Below are 17,464 nucleotides of genomic sequence, written 5' to 3' on the forward strand. Positions count from 1 at the left end.
CCGTCAGGAGGCGAGCAGGGAGTCGAGCCGGTCGCGCACCCGGTCGGCGTCCTCGCGGTACTTCAGCACGGCGCCGAGCGTGCGGGCGGCGCTGTCGACGTCGAGGCTGCGGGCGCCGATCAGCTGCAGCGCGCGGGCCCAGTCGAGCGACTCGGCGACGCCGGGCGGCTTGATCAGGTCGGTGGTGCGCAGCTTCTGCGCGGCCGTGGCCACCTGCTGGGCGAGCCGCTCGGGCACGCCGGGCAGCCGGCTGCGCAGGATCTCGATCTCGCGGGCGACGTCCGGGTGGTCCAGCCAGAGGTAGAGGCAGCGCCGCTTGAGCGCGTCGTGCACCTCGCGCGTGCGGTTGGAGGTGAGCACCACCACCGGCGGCACGACGGCCCGGATCTCGCCGACCTCCGGGATGGTCACCGCGTGCTCGGACAGCACCTCGAGGAGGAAGGCCTCGAACTCGTCGTCGGCGCGGTCGATCTCGTCGACGAGCAGCACGGAGGGTGTGGTCCGCAGCGCCCGCAGGATCGGGCGGGTCAGCAGGAACCGGTCCTCGTAGAGGGAGGCCTCCACGGTGTCGGCGTCGAGCGTGGCGCCGTCGACGGTGGCCGCGGCCTCCAGGGCGCGCAGGTGCAGCAGCTGGCGCGGGAAGTCCCAGTCGTAGAGGGCCTGCGCGGCGTCGATGCCGTCGTGGCACTGCAGCCGGATCAGCTCGGCGCCGAGGACCTGCGCGAGGGCCTGCGCGAGGGCGGTCTTGCCGGTGCCGGGCTCACCCTCGCAGAAGAGGGGGCGCTGCATCTCGAGTGCCAGGTACGCGGCCGTCGCGAGGCCGTCGTCGGCGAGGTAGCCGGTCGCCCTGAGGGCGTCGGCGAGGGCGGCGGGCGAGTCGGGCCGGCCGTCCCGGTGGGCGTCTGTCACCCCACCAGAATGGACCACGGACGGCCGGACAGCCACTGCGAGGCTCCTCGAACGGTGACGCAGCGTCGATGTGACGCTCACCGTTCGTGGTCAGATGCCTGTGAGCGAAACGACAATATTTCCGGATCGGTCGTAATGGATCCGCCGTGATACATCCGTGATCTCAGCGCCGTGACCTGCGCTGATGAGGTTATCGAACGCATCACGGTTGCGTTACCGTGATCGAGGTCACCAATGATCGGTTTGACGGAAACCGCTGTTCGAAACGTAGCGTCCTCGCTCGGCCGTCCCGCCTGGGACGGTTCGAAATGCCATCCGGAACCGCGCGCCAGCTCCCTGTCCCCCGGTTTCCGGTCCGTCGAGAGAAGGGAAGGAGACAGGGCGGGCAAGTATTTCCGGAACGGAAAGGTTCGCATTCGTGAATGACACGGATGTGGCCCCGCGATACTCCCCAGGTCGCACGTTCCCGGAGCCCGGTGGCCGGAGACCCCACTCCGGCCCGGCGCGATACGGAGCTACACGATGAAGCTGACCGGTCGATCCCTCCTGCGCCTCGCCGTTGCCGGTGCCGTCGCCGTCGGTGCGCCGGTGGCCGTGGCGGGCACCGCGAACGCCGCCGACAACTCCGTCTGGGACCGCGTGGCCCAGTGCGAGAGCGGCGGCAACTGGAGCACGAACACGGGCAACGGCTACTACGGTGGCCTGCAGTTCAGCCAGTCCACCTGGAACGCGTTCGGTGGCGCGGGCAGCGCCGCCAACGCGAGCAAGTCCCAGCAGATCGCCGTCGCCGAGAAGGTCCTCGCGGCGCAGGGCTGGAACGCCTGGCCCGTCTGCTCGAAGAAGGCCGGCGCCACCGGCCAGCCCGCCAAGGTCCGCGCCTCGGCGCCGGCGGCCTCGGCTCCCGCCACCCCGGCGCCGGCCAAGTCGGCCCCGGCTCAGTCGGCTCCGGCCCAGTCGGCCCCGGCTGCTCCCGCCGGCGGGAACTACGTCGTCAAGTCCGGCGACACGCTGAGCGCGATCGGTGCCCAGCACGGTGTCGACTGGCACCAGCTGGCGCAGTCCAACGGGCTGGCCAACCCGGACGTGCTGAAGATCGGTCAGACCCTCAAGGTCTGACCCGGTCGTCTCGGGCCGAGTGGGTCGCTCAGGTCGAGTTGACCCACTCGTCCGAGCCGTCGGCGAAGGCCTGGTGCTTCCACACCGGGAGCAGCCGCTTGACCTCCTCGACCAGTTCCGAGCAGGTCGCGAAGGCCTCCTGCCGATGGTCCGCCGAGACCGCGCAGGCCAGCGCGACGTCGCCGATCGCGAGCCTCCCCACCCGGTGGCTCACGGCGATCGCGCGCACGCCATGGGCCCGGCCTGCGACGTCCCGCGCCACCTGCTCCACGACGGTCGCGGCGGTCGGATGGGCGCTGTACTCCAGTCCGCTCACCGACCGCCCGCCGTCGTGGTCGCGCACCACGCCGGAGAAGGTCACCACGGCGCCCGCCGCGGCGTCGTCGACGAGCCGGGCGTGCTCGTCGACGTCGAGCGCCTTCTCGGTCACGGTGGCGCGCAACACCTTCACGCCCGTCACCTCGAGGTCCGTCGGGGATCCGGCCGGTCCCGGGGTCCCGGTGGTCGGCTCCATCAGTGGTCACCTCCGCGGAGTTGGTCGACCGCATGGTCGAGGACGCCGTCCAGCACGGCCAGGCCGTCCCGCACCCCGCCGGTCGAGCCCGGCAGGTTGACGACGAGGGTCCGCCCGGCCACTCCCGCCAGCCCGCGGGACAGCACCGCGGTGGGGACCTTCGGGGCGCCGTACGCGCGGATCGCGTCCGCGAGACCCGGCACTTCGTAGTCCAGCACGGCGCGGGTCACCTCCGGCGTCGCGTCCGTGGGGGAGATCCCGGTGCCGCCGGTCGTGATCACGACGTCCGTCCCGGCGGCCACCGCCTCGCGCAGCGCCGCGCCGACGGGCTCGCCGTCCGGCACCACCGTCGGGTCGTCCGTCTCGAAGCCCTTGCCGCGCAACCACTCCGCGATGATCGGCCCGCCCTTGTCGGCGTAGACGCCCCGGGCCGCGCGGTTCGACGCGGTGATCACCCGGGCGCGGCGCGCGGCGGCCGCGTCCGTGCCGGGCGACTCGAGCTCGCTCACGGCGCCTCCTCGCTGGGGATCGTCGTCCGCGTTCGTGGCGCTGCCGTGTCGAACGGTGGGGCTCGCACGCTCGCTCACGAGCGGTCCTCGGGACGCGTCCAGGATCCGGTCTTGCCGCCCTCCTTGCTCTCGACGCGCACGGCGTCGAGCACGGCGGCCGGATCCACGGCCTTGACCATGTCGTGCAGGGTCAGCCCGGCGACCGCGACGGCGGTCAGGGCCTCCATCTCCACGCCCGTGCGGTCGGTGGTGCGCACGGTGGCCCGGATCCGCACCTCGGCCTCGCCGGGCTCGAGGTCCAGGGTGACCCCGCTCAGCGCGATCGGGTGACAGAGCGGCACCAGGTCCGGGGTGCGCTTGGCGCCCATGATCCCGGCGATCCGGGCGGTGGCCAGCGCGTCGCCCTTGGGCAGCCCGTCGCGGCGCAGCAGGTCCACCACCTCCGCGGTGGTCCGCAGCACGCCGGTCGCGACCGCGGTGCGGGCGCTCGGCTGCTTCTCCGAGACGTCGACCATCCGGGCGGCACCGGCCGCGTCGACATGGGTCAGCTCCACGAGGGAGACCCTACGTGCGACGTGACGGCGGTCGCCGCCGGGGCCCGAGTGAAGTGTGATCTCAATCACGGCGACACAACCAAGTCGTTCCGAATCCGAACCGTTTTCTGGCCGTTATACGTATCGCTGACCAGGGAAAACGGCGACTACCACAGATTCTCCCCGAGCGGGGCCCGGCGAGCGGACGCGGTTCCGCTCCCGCTTTCGCCATCCGCCCGTCGCACGTACGGTCCTCCCCGGCTCAGGCGGACTCCCCCATTGCCGCCGGGCCCCGGAACCGCAGCGCTCCCCTGTCCGGCGGTGACGGCCCCCGAAGCACGACGCGGGACAGGGACGGAACACCCGGCGGCCACCCACCGCCGTCGCCCACACCCCGGGGCGACATTCCGCAGGCGCCGCGACGGAGACGTGTCATGGCCCGTTACCGCGGCAAGCACCGCAAGCCGTCCACCGCCGGTCGCACGATCGCCCGCACCGCCCTGGCCGGTGCCGTCGCCGGTGCTCCCCTGGTCGTCCTCGCCCCGTCGGCGAACGCGGCCGCCGACACCACCTGGGACAAGGTCGCCCAGTGTGAGAGCGGTGGCAACTGGAGCATCAACACCGGTAACGGCTTCTCCGGCGGCCTCCAGTTCACCGCGCAGACCTGGAAGGGCTTCGGCGGCACGCAGTACGCCCCGGTCGCCCACCAGGCCTCCCGTGCCCAGCAGATCGCCGTCGCCGAGAAGGTGCTGGCGAAGCAGGGGTGGGGCGCCTGGCCGGTGTGCTCGCGCAAGGCGGGCGCGACCGGCGAGTCGGCCACCCAGCGCACCGCGCCGGCCGCGCCGGTGCAGCAGGTCCGTCTCAGCGCCCCGGCGGCGCCGTCGACCGGGACCTACACGGTCAAGGCGGGCGACACCCTCGGCAAGATCGCACAGGCGCACGGCATGGCGAACTGGAAGGACCTGCTCGCCAAGAACCCGGCGCTGACCTCGAACCCCAACCTGATCCTGCCGGGCAGCGTGCTCCAGGTCTGAACCCTTCTCTCGCAGGCCCTGGGGCGCGCGCCCGGACCCCCGCCCACCCCGTCACCGAACCGGTGGCGGGGTGGTCGCGTGCTCAGGAGGCGCCGCGGGCGCGGGCGAGCTGTTCGGGGGTGTCGACGTCGTCCGGGCGGGCGATGTCGCCGCACTCCACGAGGAGGAGGTCCGGATGGCCCTTCAGGTAGCCGCGGGCCCCGGCGTCGCCGCGGGCCCCGGCAGCCACGGGAGCCCAGTGCTCCCGGCCCAGCAGCACCGGGTGGGCGGGGTAACCGTCGTAGGCCGCTCGGGCCAGCGCCCCGGGGGCGGCGAGGGCGGCCAGACGGGCGACCGCGGCGGGCGTGACACCCGGCAGGTCCACGAGATGGACGACGACAGCCTCCGGGGCGGGGTCGCGGGCCGCCAGCGCGGCCAGACCGGCGCGCAGCGAGGCGCCCATGCCCTCCGCCCAGTCGGGCGCGAGGACGATCTCGGTGCCGCTCGGGACCAGCGGGCGGACGCGCTCCGCCTCGGCCCCCAGCACCACCGTGGACGGGGCACAGCCGCCCTCCGCCAGGACCCGCAGGGCCCGGCGGACGAGCGGCTCGCCCGCCAGCTCGACGAGGGCCTTCGGCCCGCCCATCCGGCGGCCGGCGCCGGCGGCGAGCAGCAGGCCCCCGGCGGGCACTACTTGTTGATCTCGGTGACGGGGTGCTCGTACGGGACCTTGTCGAGCGGGAACTCGACGTCGCCGAAGGGGGACATGTTCCCCTGCACCGGCCCGAGGAGCTCGGTCAGCGGGTGCTCGCCGTCGGGCAGGTCCGGCCAGTTCGGGTCGATGCGTCCGGCCTTCAGCGGCTTCGCCACGGCTCTCCTCCACGGTGTCTCGTGCGCGGGCTCCCCCAGTATCCCCGATCGGGCGCGCGGGCGGGGCACCCGTCCCGACGACTACCGTGGAGGGCGATGACCGCACCGCTGGTCGACTGGCTGCGTGCCCAGGACGACGAGACCCTGGCCGCGCTGCTGCGGCTCCGGCCGGACCTGGCCGTGCCGCCGCCCGCCGACGTCACCGTGCTGGCCACGCGGGCGGGGATCCGCGCCTCGGTCCACCGCGCGAGCGACGACCTCGACACCGTGGCCCTCGCCGTACTCGAGGCGCTCGTCGTGGCCGACGCGGACCACGTCGCCGTCGAGCGGGTGGAGGTCGCCCGGCTGCTCGGGCCGGACGTCACCGCCGGGGCGCTCGACGGCGCCCTCGACGCATTGCGCGCCCGCGTGCTGGTGTGGGGCGAGGACGACGGGCTGCGGGTGGTCCCGGCCGCGCGGGACGTCGTTCCCGCCTACCCGGGCAACCTGGGGCGCCGCGCGGGCGGCCCCGCCGCCTCGAGCGAGCTGCCCGCGCTGCTCGCCGGCCTGCCTGCCGAGGAGCGCCGGGTGCTCGACGCGCTCGTCGCCGGCCCGCCCATCGGCCGCAGCCGGTCCTCGGCGGAACCGGACAGCCCGGTCGGGCGGCTGCTCGCCAAGGGGCTGTTGCTCCGGCTCGACACCGAGACCGTGGAGCTGCCGCAGCAGGTGGGGATCGCGCTGCGCGGCGACCGGCCGATGGGGCGGATCGAGGCCACCCCGCCGGCGCTGTCGACGCGCGAGTGGCCCGTCCCCCAGATCGACGCGACGGCCGGCGGCGCCGCCATGGAGCTCCTGCGGCGCGTGGAGCGGCTGATCGAGCTCTGGGGCGCCAGCCCGCCCACCGTGCTCCGCTCGGGCGGGTTGGGCGTGCGCGACCTGCGCCGCACCGCCCGCGAGCTGGAGACGGACGAGGCGGGCGCGGCGTTGATCGTCGAGGTCGCCCTGGCCGCGGACCTGATCGGGCAGAGCGACTCGCCCAACCCGGACTGGCTGCCCACCACCGCGGCGGACGCCTGGGCGGGCGCCGGGATCGAGCAGCGCTGGGTCGCGCTGGCCCGGGCCTGGCTGGAGCTGCCCCGGCTGCCCGGGCTCGTCGGCAGGCGGGACGACGCCGACCGCCCCATCAACGCGCTCTCCGAGACGCTGCGCCGTCCGGTCGCGCCCCGGGACCGGCGGCGCGTGCTCGCCGCCCTGGCCGCCCTGCCGCCCGGCACCGCCGTCACGACCCCCGAGGCGCTGGGGGACCTGCTCGCGTGGCGGGCGCCGCGGCGGGGCGGCCGGCTGCGGGACGAGATCGTCCGGTGGACGCTGGAGGAGGGCACGCTGGTCGGCGTCGTCGCCCTCGACGCGCTCGCCGAGCCCGGCCGGGCGCTGCTCGCCGCCTCGCCCGGGCAGAACGGGCCGGTGGTCGCCGCCCTGCGGGCCGTGCTGCCCGAACCGGTCGACACCGTGCTCCTGCAGGCCGACCTCACGGCCGTCGCGCCCGGGCCGCTCGTCACGGCGCTGGCGCGGGAGCTGCAGCTGATGGCCGACGTCGAGTCGGCCGGCGGCGCCACGGTCTACCGCTTCTCCGAGGCCAGCGTGCGGCGGGCCCTCGACTCCGGCCGGTCGGTGACGGACCTGAAGGAGCTGCTCGAGGAGAAGTCGTCGACGCCGGTGCCGCAGGCGCTGACCTATCTGATCGAGGACGTCGGGCGGCGCCACGGGCGGCTGCGCGGCGGCGTCGCCTCGGCCTTCCTGCGGTCGGACGACGAGGTGCTCCTCTCCGAGGTCCTCGCGCACCCCGAGACGGCGGCGCTGGAGCTGCGACGGATCGCGCCGACGGTCGCGGTGAGTCCCGCCCCGCTCGCGGAGCTGCTCGACGGGCTGCGCGCCGCCGGGTTCAGCCCGGCCGCCGAGGACGCCACCGGAGGGGTGCTGGACCTCGGGCCGCGCGGGGCCCGCACGGACCCGCGGCGGTCGCGGAACCGGACGGTGCTCGCCGACCCGTCGGAGGAGCGGATCGACGCGGTGGTCGCCAAGATCCGGGCGGGCGACGCGCTGGCCGCGGCCCGGCGCGGTGCCGGGAACGCACTGCCCGCCAACGGGTCCAGCCACACCCTGGCCACCCTGCAGGAGGCGGCCCGGGCGCGGCGCCAGGTGTGGATCGGGTACGTCGACGGCCACGGCCGGCAGGGCGAGCGGGTGCTCGCCCCGCTGACCGTCGGCGGCGGGATCGTCGAGGGGCGCGACGCCGTCGACGGGGAGGTCTACCGGCTGCCGCTGCACCGCATCACGCGGATCGCCCTCATCGAGCGCTGAGCACGACGCCCGGGTCGGACGTGGCGTCAGCGGCGGCTCAGCGGCGGGCGCCGGCCGCCATGCGGGCGGCCATCGCGTGCTGGACCAGTGCGATCAGCGTCTGCTTCGTGGACTCCCGGTTGCGGGCGTCGCACATGACGATCGGGATCGACGGGTCGATCGACATCGCCTCGCGGACGTCCTCGATCCGGTGCGCCTGCTGGCCGTCGAACGCGTTGAGGCCGACGACGTAGGGCAGGCCGCGGTCCTCGAAGAAGTCGATCGCGGAGAAGCAGTCCGCGAGCCGCCGCGTGTCGACCAGCACGACGGCGCCGATCGCGCCGCGCACCAGGTCGTCCCACATGAACCAGAACCGGTGTTGCCCGGGCGTGCCGAACAGGTAGAGGATCAGGTCCGAGTCGAGCGAGACGCGGCCGAAGTCCATGGCGACCGTGGTCGTCTGCTTGTTCGGGGTGGCGCTCAGGTCGTCGTGCCCGGCGCTGGCCTCGGTCATCACGGCCTCGGTCGTCAGCGGGTCGATCTCCGACACCGAGCCGACGAACGTGGTCTTGCCGACGCCGAAGCCGCCCGCGACCACGATCTTCGCCGAGATCGTGGTGGGCGACGGGCCCGGCCGGGGCGCCGGGGACGGGCGGGACATGTTCGGCGGAGCCGGGGCGACCGGCGGCCCGCCGACGGGGTAACTAGAGCCGACGGAGTCCACTCAACACCCTTTCCATCAGTGCGAGGTCCGGCTCGTTGCCGGTACTGCTCGCGGTCTGGTGCACGGTCACCACGCCCAGCCCGGCCATGTCGCCGAGGAGCACCCGGGCCACGCCGAGCGGGATCGACAGCAGCGCGGCGACCTCGGCGACCGAACGCGGCTGGTCGCACAGGTCCGCGACGGAGCGGTGCTCCATCTGCAGCAGCGCGAGCTGCTCACGGCCCTGCGGACTGGTCGAGACGAGCGTCTCGATCGCGAGGTCGAAGCCGGACTTGGTCCGGCCGCGGGTCCAGGCGTAGGGCCGCACCGCCGACGCCCCGGTGGGGACGGCGGGCGGGAGCGGCTCGTCCCGGATCGGTTCGATGGGCCCGGTCTGGTACCCGCCGTAGCCCGAACCCGCGAAGCCCGCATCGCCCTGAGGGCCCTGAGGGCCTTGAGGACCCTGCGAGTAGGCCACCTCGTTGGGCACCGGGCCGGGGGGCGGCGTGGCCGAGTGGGCCGGCGGCGGGGGCGCCTGGACGGCCTCCTGCCGTTCGGCCTCCTCGTCCCGCCGGCGCCCCCACCGGCGGCGCTTGCGCGGGCGCCCCGAGTCGAGGCTGAACCCGTTCATCACGTCGGCGAACGTCGGCTCCTGCTGACGCGGTGCGTCGTCGGGACCGCTGGTCATGAAACCTCACCTGCCTCGTGCCGGTCGTTCGTCGGACGGATGGACATGGGATCGACGCGCTGGGCTCCGGGCCGGGCCGTCAGGGCCCGAAGGAGCCCTGCAGTTCGGCGCGCAGCTCCGGGGTGAGCAGCTGGCCGACGCGGTCGACCAGCAGCGTCATCTCGTAGCCGATGAGGCCGATGTCGCAGCTGGGCGAGGCGAGCACGGCCAGGCACGAGCCGTCGCTGATGGACATGAGCAGGACGATCCCGCGGTCCATCTCCACGACGGTCTGCACCACGCCGCCCGCGTCGAAGCAGCGCGCCGCGCCCTGGGTCAGGCTGACCAGGCCGGACGCCACCGCGGCCAGCTGGTCGGCACGGTCGCGGGGGAGCCGGTCCGACGCCGTGAGCAGCAGCCCGTCGGCGGAGACCACGATCGCGTGCGCGACCCCGGGGACCTTCTCCGCGAAGTTGGTGACCAGCCATCCGAACCGGCTGGGCTGGGTCTGTGGTGCGGTCACGCCGCGGCCTCCTCGACGTCGGTCGGGCCGGTGCCGATGGCCGCTCGTGCGGCCTCCTGCCCGATCATCACTTCTCCTCGTCCTGCTCGGTCGTGCTCCGGGTCTGCCCGGTGCCGGTTCCGCCCGTCGCCGACTGGCGGCGCAGCCGGCTCTCCCGGCCCTGCCGGACGCCTTGCTGGTAGCTCGCCAGGCGACCACGGATGGCCTCGGCGTTGCGGGCCGGCCCCGACGGCGGAGCCAGTACCGCGGATCCTGCCGCGCTGCCCGGGACGAGCCGCGCGCGGGGCCTGCGTTTCGGCAACCCGGCCTCCGTGGTCTCGCTCGCGCCACGCTCGGACTCGGCGGCCGTGGCCGCCGCGGTCGCGTCGGCGACCCGCCAGCCCTCGTCCGCCGCCGTGGCGAACCCGCTGTCCCCGCCCGCCGGGCGCTCCGCGGACCGGAGCGGATCCGCCGGGGCCTGTCCGCCCGCGGCACGTGGGGCGCCGGACGTGCCCGGCGCGTCCTCGGCGCCCTCGCCGTCCGTCCAGCGGACCGGGACGTCGCGGTTCGAGCGGAACCAGGCCGACGCGATCTCCTCGAAGATCGGCGTGGTCTGGCCGAGGTCGAAGCGGGACGGGCCGTCGGCCTCCGGGCCGCCCGCGGGCACGGCCCGGTCGGCGCCGAGAGAGGCGCTGGGGCCCTGGGCGCCCTGGGGGGCCGGGGGGGCCGGGGTGCCCGGGCCGGTGCCGGTCGGGGCGGACCCGTTCCCGGTGCCGGCGGGGCCGGTGCCGGTCGGGCCGGGGCGCGGGCGGCGGGTCGGCAGGCCGGACGGAGCGGCGGTCGCGCCCGGGCCGCCGGGGGTGCCGGTGCCGTAGGCGATGGGGCCGCCGTTGCGGTACGGGGCGGCCGGGTGGGAGGCCGCCGGGTTCGCCGGGCGCTGTGCCGCCGGGTTCGCCGGGTCCTGGGCGGCCGGGTTCACCGGGCCCTGGGCCGTTGCCCCCGTCGGGCTCCCGGCCGTTGCCCCCGTCGTGCTCTGGGCCGTCGTGCTGTGGGCCGTCGGGGTGTGGGCCGCCGGGCCCTGCGTCGGATCCTGCGCCGCCGGGCCCTGGCCGGTCGTCCCGGCCGCCGGTGCGGCGGGGGCGCCGCCGGTCTGCTCCACACCGGGTGCGACGCCGCTGCCCGCCGTGCCCGCGGCGGTCGGTGTCGCGCCGTTGGTGCCGGGAGTGCCGTTGGTGCCGGGGCCGCGACCTGCGGGCGTCCGCGACTCGAAGCCGCCCGGCCGGCGCAGCTGGCCGGTGGTGCTCGAGTCCGCGGGCGTGGAGGCCGAGAACAGGGCCTCCGTGCCCTCGACGGACGCCGACATCGGGCGCCCGGGACGGCGCTGGGGCAGGCCCGCCGGACCGGTCGGATAGCTCGTGGGCCGCTCGCCGGCCGGGGTGCCCGGCGTCCGCCGGGACAGGCCCAGCGGGCCTTCGGGGCCGGCGGCGGCAGCCCGACCGGGGCGGTCGCCGTTCGGGGGTGTGTCGGGCGTGCCCGGGGTGCGCCGAGGCAGGCCCTGCGAGCCCTCGGGACCGGCGGCCGGGGCGGGCGGAGCCTGACCGGGCCGCTCGCCGTCCGGTGTCCGGCGCGGCAGCCCGGTGCCCTCGGCGGCGCCCTGCGGAGCCGCCGCGGCCGGGCGCTCCGGCCGGGCCTCGGACTCCTCGCCGCGCCGCGGCAGCGCCGACGGCGGCCGGCTGGGCCGCTGCCCGCCGTTCACGCCGGGCGTGCGCCGCGGCAGACCCGCCACCGACGGCGGGACGGATCCCCCTGCCGAGCCGTCGCTCGCGCCCGGGGTCTCGGAACCTGGACGCTCCGTCGCGCCCGTGCCGGTGGCCGGTACGGGAGGGGTCTCGATGCGGGCGTCGGCGGTGCGGTCGGTGCGCTCGTCCGCGGGGGCCTCGCCCGCGGCGCCGGTGCCGGACGCTGCCGCCTCCGTGCCTGCGTCGGCGGCCGGCTCCTCGGACGCGTCCTCGGCCCCCGCGCCCTTGCGGGTCTCGTCGACCCGCCCGGAGCGGATGCCGGCGACGCCGGCGAAGGCGGCCGACCCTGCGGCGAAGGCGGCCCCGGTGCGGGACGTGCCGTCGCTCGCGGGGCGCTCGCCGGCCTCGATCCCGGTCTCGGTACCGGCCTCGGTGCCCGACTCCTCGACGTCCGTGTCCGGCGCCGCTGCTGCAGCAGCGCGCTTCGCGCTCGACTCGTCGGCGCCGGTGGGCGCGTCGGCGAGGGTCGTGTCGAGGCGGGGCGTGGTCCCGTGCCCGGTGCCCTCGGACTCGTCGTCCGTGACCGCGGCGGACGTGCTGCCCGTGACCGCGGGGCCCTGGCCGTCGGCGGTGGTGGGGGCGGTGCGCTCGCGGAGCGCGTCCGTACCGGCCGCGTCGGGCGCGCCCTTCGACGGGACCGTCGTGGCCGCGTCGGCGGTCGGCGAGAAGGCACCCGGCCGCGGGCCGTCGACCCCGACGACGGGGAACCGGCTGGTGGCCGGCTCGTCCGCGGCGCCGTCGGTCTCGCCGTCGGTATCCGCCGGCTCGGGTCGCGCGACGTCATCCGCCTTGCGAGCCCCGGTCGCCGCCGAGGTGCCGGTGGCGGGGGTGTCCGCGTCCGCCCGGGTCGAGCCCGTGGGGGGCGTGCGGTCGTCCGCGTCGCCGCCGGTGGCGGTCCGCTCGGCCGCGACGCCGTCCTCGCCGGCCGTGTGGTCGGTGGAGTTCTCGGAGTCCTTGTCGGTCTTGCGCAGACCCGCCGCACCGGCGAGGCCCGCGGCCGCACCGGCGAGCGCGGCACCGGCCGCGGCCACGCCCCGGCCGAGCTTCTCGGCCGGGCGCTCGGAGCCCGTCGCCGGCCCGTCGTCCTGGCCCTCGCGCAGGGCCTCACCCCGCGGGCGCTCCTCGCCGGCCTGCGGTTCCGCCGGGCGGTGCTGCTCGCGAGTGCGGTCGGCCGGGTCGCCCGGCGTGCCGCCGCGCGGGGTCCGCTTGGGCAGCGCCGTCAGGTCACCGGGGCCCGAGGCGGCCGGTCGCTCGCCGTGGAGGGCGTGTCCGTTGGTGGGCCGGGTCGGGACGGTGGAGCCGTTCAGCGGCCGCCGCAGGCTCTCGACCGGCCACGGCCCGCGCTCCGGGCCGGCCGGCCGGGCATCCGGCGCCTGCCGGCCGCCCTGCCCGTCGGGGATGCGGCCGTCGGCCGGCGCGGTGCCGTCCCGACCGGTCTCGCGGGCGTCCTCGTCCGCGGGAGCGGTGTGCTCTCGCGCGGAGCCCTCGTCGCGCCCCTCGGCCGGTGGCGTCGCGCCGGTGCCGAAGGCGTCGAACCCGTCGTCCGGGCCGGAGCCGTCCCGCGGGGGCACACCGCCGGGCGTGCGCTGCGGCAGGCCCTTCCCGTTGAGCGGGGGCGACGGCGGGCGTCCGCCGCCGAGGGCCAGAGCCGGGCTCATCGGCCCGTCGTCGCCCGCGACCAGGGAGGACAGCGACCGGGACTGGCCGGAGCCGTTGCTGCCCGGGCGCGGCGCCGGGACCGTGCCGGTCCCGGGGGCCGGGGCGGCCGGGCTGCCGCCGAACGCGGACGCGCCCTGCCCGGCGGGGATCGCGGGCGCGGCGCCCGTGCGGACCGGCTGCCGCTCGATCGGCTCGGCCGACGGGACCAGCGTGGCGGGCACGGTGACCGACGCGGTGAGGCCGCCGGAGCCGCCCGTCATGCCGCCGCCGAGGCGGATGCCGAGCCCGTGCCGGTTGGCCAGGCGGCCGACCACGAACAGACCCATCCGGCGCGACGCCGACACGTCGACCGCGGCCGGGGAGGAGAGGCGCTGGTTGGCCTCGGCGAGCTCGTGGTCCGCCATGCCGACACCGCGGTCGGCGATCTCGACGAGCAGCGAGCCGTCGCCCGCCCGGGTCGTGCTCATGACGACCTGCGAGTCCGGCGGGGAGAAGTTGGTGGCGTTGTCGAGCAGCTCGGCCAGCAGGTGGACGAGGTCGCTCGCGGCGCGCCCGGCGACCGTCGCCACGGGCGGCGGCTGCACGACGACGCGCTGGTACTGCTCGATCTCGGACACCGCGGCGCGCAGGACGTCGACCACCGGAACCGGGGCGACGTTGCGCTTCGCGAGGTCGGTGCCCGCGAGGACCAGCAGGTTCTCGCTGTTGCGCCGCATACGGGTCGCGAGGTGGTCCAGCTGGAAGAGGTTGGACAGCTGGTCCGGGTCCTGCTCGTTGCTCTCCAGCTGCTCGATCAGCTGCAGCTGGCGCTCGACCAGCGCCTGCGACCGGCGGGAGAGGTTGACGAACATGTTCGACACGTTCGACTGCAGCGCGGCCTGGTCGGCGGCGAGGCGGATGGCCTGCCCGTGCACGGCGTCGAACGCGCGCGCCACCTGGCCGACCTCGTCCCGGCCCGTGAGCGGCACCGGTTCGACCATGGCGTTGAGCGGCTGGCCGGAGCGCATGCTCTCGACGGCCTGCGGGAGCCGGCGCTCGGCGACCTCGAGGGCGGAGCGGCGCAGCACGCGCAGCGAGCGGATCAGGCTGCGGGCGAGCAGCACGATGATCGCGATGCCGAGCAGCACGCCCAGCATGAGCAGTACGGAGTTGACGCCGGCCTTGTTGCTCGCGTCCGCCTGCGCCTGCGTTGAGGTGGCGGTCAGCTCGTCGGCGACGCCGGCCCCGGCGCGGTCGACGACCTGGGCGGCCTGCTGGTACGCCGCGTCCCACGCCACCGGGTCCGCCTCGAGCGGCCGGTCGGTCGGGGTGGCCATGATCTGCGTCCGCAGCCGCTCGAGCTCGACGTTGGCACCGTCGGTGGCGAAGTTGCCGTAGCGCGCGAACTCCTCCGGCGTGAGGCCCACCTGGTAGTCCGCGAAGGCCGCGGCGAACGCCGCGGAGGCGCCCGTGACGGCGCTCTTGTCCTGCTCGGTCAGCCGGCCCGCCGCGATCGCACCCGCCAGCACCGTGTGCTGCAGGGCCAGCGCCTCGCGGGCCTCCCCGGTCGCGACCAGCGCGTCGCCCAGGCCGCCGGCGTACGAGGTCTCGCCCTGGCGGACCAGCGCCCGCTCCAGGACGTCCGTGCGCTGGACGACGGTCGTGTAGCGGGCGGTGACGTCGTCGACCACGGCCGCCGGGCCCGTCACGTCGGTCCGCAGCACGGGGAGCTGGGTGAACCCGCCCTCGGCCTGCTGCAGCGCGGTGGTGCCGCTCGCGTCGAGCAGGGCGGGGTCGGCCAGCGCCGACCGCACCTCGCCGAGCTTCGCGTCGGTGTCGGCCGCGGCCGCCGCGAGCGCGCCGCGGTCGCCGGTGCGCCCGCCGGCGACGAACAGCACGGCGCTGTTCCGCTCGGCCTGCAGCGCCTGTGCCGTGGCCGCGACGCTCTGGCGGATCTCGAGCAGGCGGTTGTCCCGGCCCAGCTGCTCGGCCACGCCCGCCTGGTCGGAGATGCGCAGCACGCCCAGCACCAGGGCCAGCAGGGTGGGCACGAGGCCCACGGCCACCAGCTTGGCGGCCAGGCTCCAGTTGCGGGGGTTCAGCCGCTCCGACCACGCGGGGTCGCGTTCGGTGCTGGTCACGTCAACGTCTCCCTGATGTGGCTCGCGACGACCTGATCGACCTTGACACGGAGTCCCGACGATTCGCGCCCCGCGGGCACCTGGCGGAGCCGAGGTGCCCGCTGGTAGCGGCCAGTGGCCGAGCGGCTCGCACGCGTGTTCGGCGAGGCCGGGGACGGTGCGGGGGCGCCGGTGGGGAGCGGGGCGGTGATCGTCTGGGCCTTCCGGTCGGGGGCCGGCCGCACGGCCCGACCCGGCCGAGGCCGGGCCCGGGGTGCCGCCGGTCCGCTTCTCGTGCAGCGGTTTCCGCGACACGCGGCCGCTGGGGAGGCCGCCCGCCCGGAGCCGGGGATAGGATCGTCGTGGCACACGTACGTACCGCGGACAGTGCCCGGCCAGCATAGCCGGAGGTGGCGCGACGCCCGCCCTGGACGAGCGACTCGTCCATCACCCCGATCGGGTGGCGCCGTCGCCGACCGCTCACCGTCCGTGGAAGACCGCCCGGCTCACGATGAGTGGCGGGACGTGCACCGATCGACACCCCCGAAGGGATCCGCGCGTGACCGACGGACCACTCATCGTCCAGTCCGACAAGACCCTCCTGCTCGAGGTCGACCACCCCACCGCCGACGACGCGCGGATGGCGATCGCCCCCTTCGCCGAGCTGGAGCGCGCGCCGGAGCACGTGCACACCTACCGCGTCACCCCGCTCGCGCTGTGGAATGCGCGGGCCGCGGGGCACGACGCCGAGCAGGTCGTCGACGCCCTCGTCCGCTTCTCCCGCTACGCCGTGCCGCAGCCGCTGCTGGTCGACGTCGTCGACACCATGGGCCGGTACGGCCGGCTGCAGCTGTCCAACCACCCCGCGCACGGGCTGGTCATGACCGCGCTGGACCGCGCGGTGCTGGAGGAGGTGCTCCGGCAGAAGAAGATCGCGCCGATGCTGGGCGCCCGGATCGACCCGGACACCGTCGTCGTCCACCCGTCGGAACGCGGGCACCTCAAGCAGATGCTGCTCAAGGTCGGCTGGCCGGCCGAGGACCTGGCCGGCTACGTCGACGGCGAGGCACACCCCATCGACCTGGTCCAGGACGGCTGGACCCTGCGCGACTACCAGGCCCGGGCCGTCGACGGGTTCTGGGACGGCGGCTCCGGCGTGGTCGTGCTGCCGTGCGGCGCGGGGAAGACGCTCGTCGGCGCGGCGGCGATGGCCCGGGCCAAGGCCACCACGCTGATCCTGGTCACCAACACCGTCTCGGGCCGGCAGTGGAAGCGCGAGCTCGTGGCGCGCACCAGCCTCACCGAGGAGGAGATCGGCGAGTACTCGGGCGAGAAGAAGGAGATCCGCCCGGTCACGATCGCGACCTACCAGGTGATCACCCGGCGGACCAAGGGCGAGTACAGGCACCTCGAGCTCTTCGACTCCCGGGACTGGGGCCTGGTCGTGTACGACGAGGTGCACCTGCTGCCCGCGCCCGTCTTCCGCATGACGGCCGACCTGCAGTCCCGCCGCCGGCTCGGCCTGACCGCGACCCTGGTCCGCGAGGACGGCCGGGAGGGCGACGTCTTCTCCCTGATCGGGCCGAAGCGCTACGACGCCCCGTGGCGCGACATCGAGCAGCAGGGCTGGATCGCGCCCGCCGAGTGCACCGAGGTGCGGGTCACGCTCACGGAGAGCGAGCGGCTCGGCTACGCCACCGCGGAGGCCGAGGAGCGCTACCGGATGGCCTCGACCGCGCGCACCAAGCTGCCCGTCGTCAAGGCCATCCTGGACCGGCACCCGGGCGAGCCGACGTTGGTCATCGGCGCCTACCTCGACCAGCTCGACGAGCTCGGCGAGGTGCTCGACTGCCCGGTGATCCAGGGCTCCACGAAGAACAAGGAGCGCGAGGCACTGTTCGACGCCTTCCGCGCCGGCGAGCTGAAGCGGCTGGTCGTCAGCAAGGTCGCGAACTTCTCGATCGACCTGCCGGAGGCCACCGTGGCCGTGCAGGTCTCGGGCACCTTCGGGTCCCGGCAGGAGGAGGCGCAACGGCTGGGCCGGCTGCTGCGGCCGAAGGGCGACGGCCGGCAGGCCCACTTCTACTCGGTCGTGTCGCGGGACACCCTCGACACCGACTACGCCGCGCACCGTCAGCGGTTCCTCGCCGAGCAGGGGTACGCGTACCGCATCGTGGACGCGGACGACCTGCTCGGACCGGCCCTGCCCGAAGTGGGCTGAACCGAGCGTGACGGCGGTTCCCCGGGACGGG

Annotated in this window: 12 protein-coding genes and 1 pseudogene; 4 read left to right on the forward strand and 9 right to left on the reverse strand. The window is 75.7% G+C overall.

What is annotated here, in order from left to right; translation table 11 throughout:
• Window positions 1-3 precede the first annotated feature (3 nt).
• On the reverse strand, window positions 4-909 hold the full coding sequence (locus LWC35_RS01255; protein WP_232867968.1) for an AAA family ATPase: 906 nt from the start codon (window positions 907-909) through the stop codon (window positions 4-6).
• 522 nt (window positions 910-1,431) lie between these two features.
• On the opposite strand from LWC35_RS01255, the gene LWC35_RS01260 reads away from it, so the two are divergent.
• Window positions 1,432-2,025, forward strand: coding sequence for a LysM peptidoglycan-binding domain-containing protein (locus LWC35_RS01260; RefSeq protein WP_232867969.1), 594 nt, complete (start codon window positions 1,432-1,434; stop codon window positions 2,023-2,025).
• Between the two features lie 28 nt (window positions 2,026-2,053).
• Here LWC35_RS01260 and LWC35_RS40755 read toward each other — a convergent pair.
• Together LWC35_RS40755 and moaC are read right to left on the reverse strand one after the other, a co-directional pair.
• A pseudogene (locus tag LWC35_RS40755) lies at window positions 2,054-2,994 on the reverse strand (molybdenum cofactor biosynthesis protein MoaE).
• Window positions 2,995-3,122: 128 nt separating this feature from the next.
• Window positions 3,123-3,602 (reverse strand): cyclic pyranopterin monophosphate synthase MoaC, encoded by a 480-nt coding sequence (gene moaC, locus LWC35_RS01275; protein ID WP_308190899.1) that lies wholly within the window; start codon window positions 3,600-3,602, stop codon window positions 3,123-3,125.
• 413 nt (window positions 3,603-4,015) lie between these two features.
• On the opposite strand from moaC, the gene LWC35_RS01280 reads away from it, so the two are divergent.
• A complete protein-coding gene (locus LWC35_RS01280; protein WP_232867972.1) occupies window positions 4,016-4,615 on the forward strand; it encodes a LysM peptidoglycan-binding domain-containing protein in 600 nt (199 codons plus the stop codon).
• Between the two features lie 82 nt (window positions 4,616-4,697).
• Here the strand turns inward: LWC35_RS01280 and LWC35_RS01285 are convergent, their stop codons facing one another.
• Both LWC35_RS01285 and LWC35_RS01290 read right to left on the reverse strand, forming a co-directional pair.
• Window positions 4,698-5,285: a nucleotidyltransferase family protein gene (locus LWC35_RS01285; protein WP_232867973.1), complete on the reverse strand. Its 588-nt coding sequence runs from the start codon at window positions 5,283-5,285 to the stop codon at window positions 4,698-4,700.
• Complete coding sequence (locus LWC35_RS01290) at window positions 5,285-5,464, reverse strand: hypothetical protein (RefSeq protein WP_232867974.1); 180 nt, start codon at window positions 5,462-5,464, stop codon at window positions 5,285-5,287. The genes LWC35_RS01285 and LWC35_RS01290 overlap by 1 nt, the downstream gene beginning before the upstream one ends.
• Before the next feature lie 96 nt (window positions 5,465-5,560).
• On the opposite strand from LWC35_RS01290, the gene LWC35_RS01295 reads away from it, so the two are divergent.
• On the forward strand, window positions 5,561-7,804 hold the full coding sequence (locus LWC35_RS01295) for a helicase-associated domain-containing protein (RefSeq protein ID WP_232867975.1): 2,244 nt from the start codon (window positions 5,561-5,563) through the stop codon (window positions 7,802-7,804).
• 37 nt (window positions 7,805-7,841) lie between these two features.
• Here the strand turns inward: LWC35_RS01295 and LWC35_RS01300 are convergent, their stop codons facing one another.
• The 4 genes from LWC35_RS01300 to LWC35_RS01315 form a co-directional block, all read right to left on the reverse strand.
• Complete coding sequence (locus LWC35_RS01300) at window positions 7,842-8,444, reverse strand: GTP-binding protein (protein ID WP_232867976.1); 603 nt, start codon at window positions 8,442-8,444, stop codon at window positions 7,842-7,844.
• A 43-nt stretch (window positions 8,445-8,487) separates the two neighbouring features.
• Window positions 8,488-9,174, reverse strand: coding sequence for a DUF742 domain-containing protein (locus LWC35_RS01305; RefSeq protein WP_232867977.1), 687 nt, complete (start codon window positions 9,172-9,174; stop codon window positions 8,488-8,490).
• Between the two features lie 79 nt (window positions 9,175-9,253).
• A complete protein-coding gene (locus LWC35_RS01310) occupies window positions 9,254-9,676 on the reverse strand; it encodes a roadblock/LC7 domain-containing protein (protein WP_037048693.1) in 423 nt (140 codons plus the stop codon).
• 67 nt (window positions 9,677-9,743) lie between these two features.
• Window positions 9,744-15,233 carry a nitrate- and nitrite sensing domain-containing protein gene (locus tag LWC35_RS01315; protein WP_232867978.1) on the reverse strand — a complete coding sequence of 1,830 codons (5,490 nt, stop codon included), beginning with the start codon at window positions 15,231-15,233 and terminating at the stop codon, window positions 9,744-9,746.
• A 538-nt stretch (window positions 15,234-15,771) separates the two neighbouring features.
• Here LWC35_RS01315 and LWC35_RS01320 point away from each other — a divergent pair.
• Complete coding sequence (locus LWC35_RS01320; protein WP_232867979.1) at window positions 15,772-17,433, forward strand: DNA repair helicase XPB; 1,662 nt, start codon at window positions 15,772-15,774, stop codon at window positions 17,431-17,433.
• Window positions 17,434-17,464: the final 31 nt, after the last annotated feature.

The sequence above is a fragment of the Pseudonocardia kujensis genome (assembly GCF_021283305.1).
GTDB classification, from domain to species: domain Bacteria; phylum Actinomycetota; class Actinomycetes; order Mycobacteriales; family Pseudonocardiaceae; genus Pseudonocardia; species Pseudonocardia kujensis.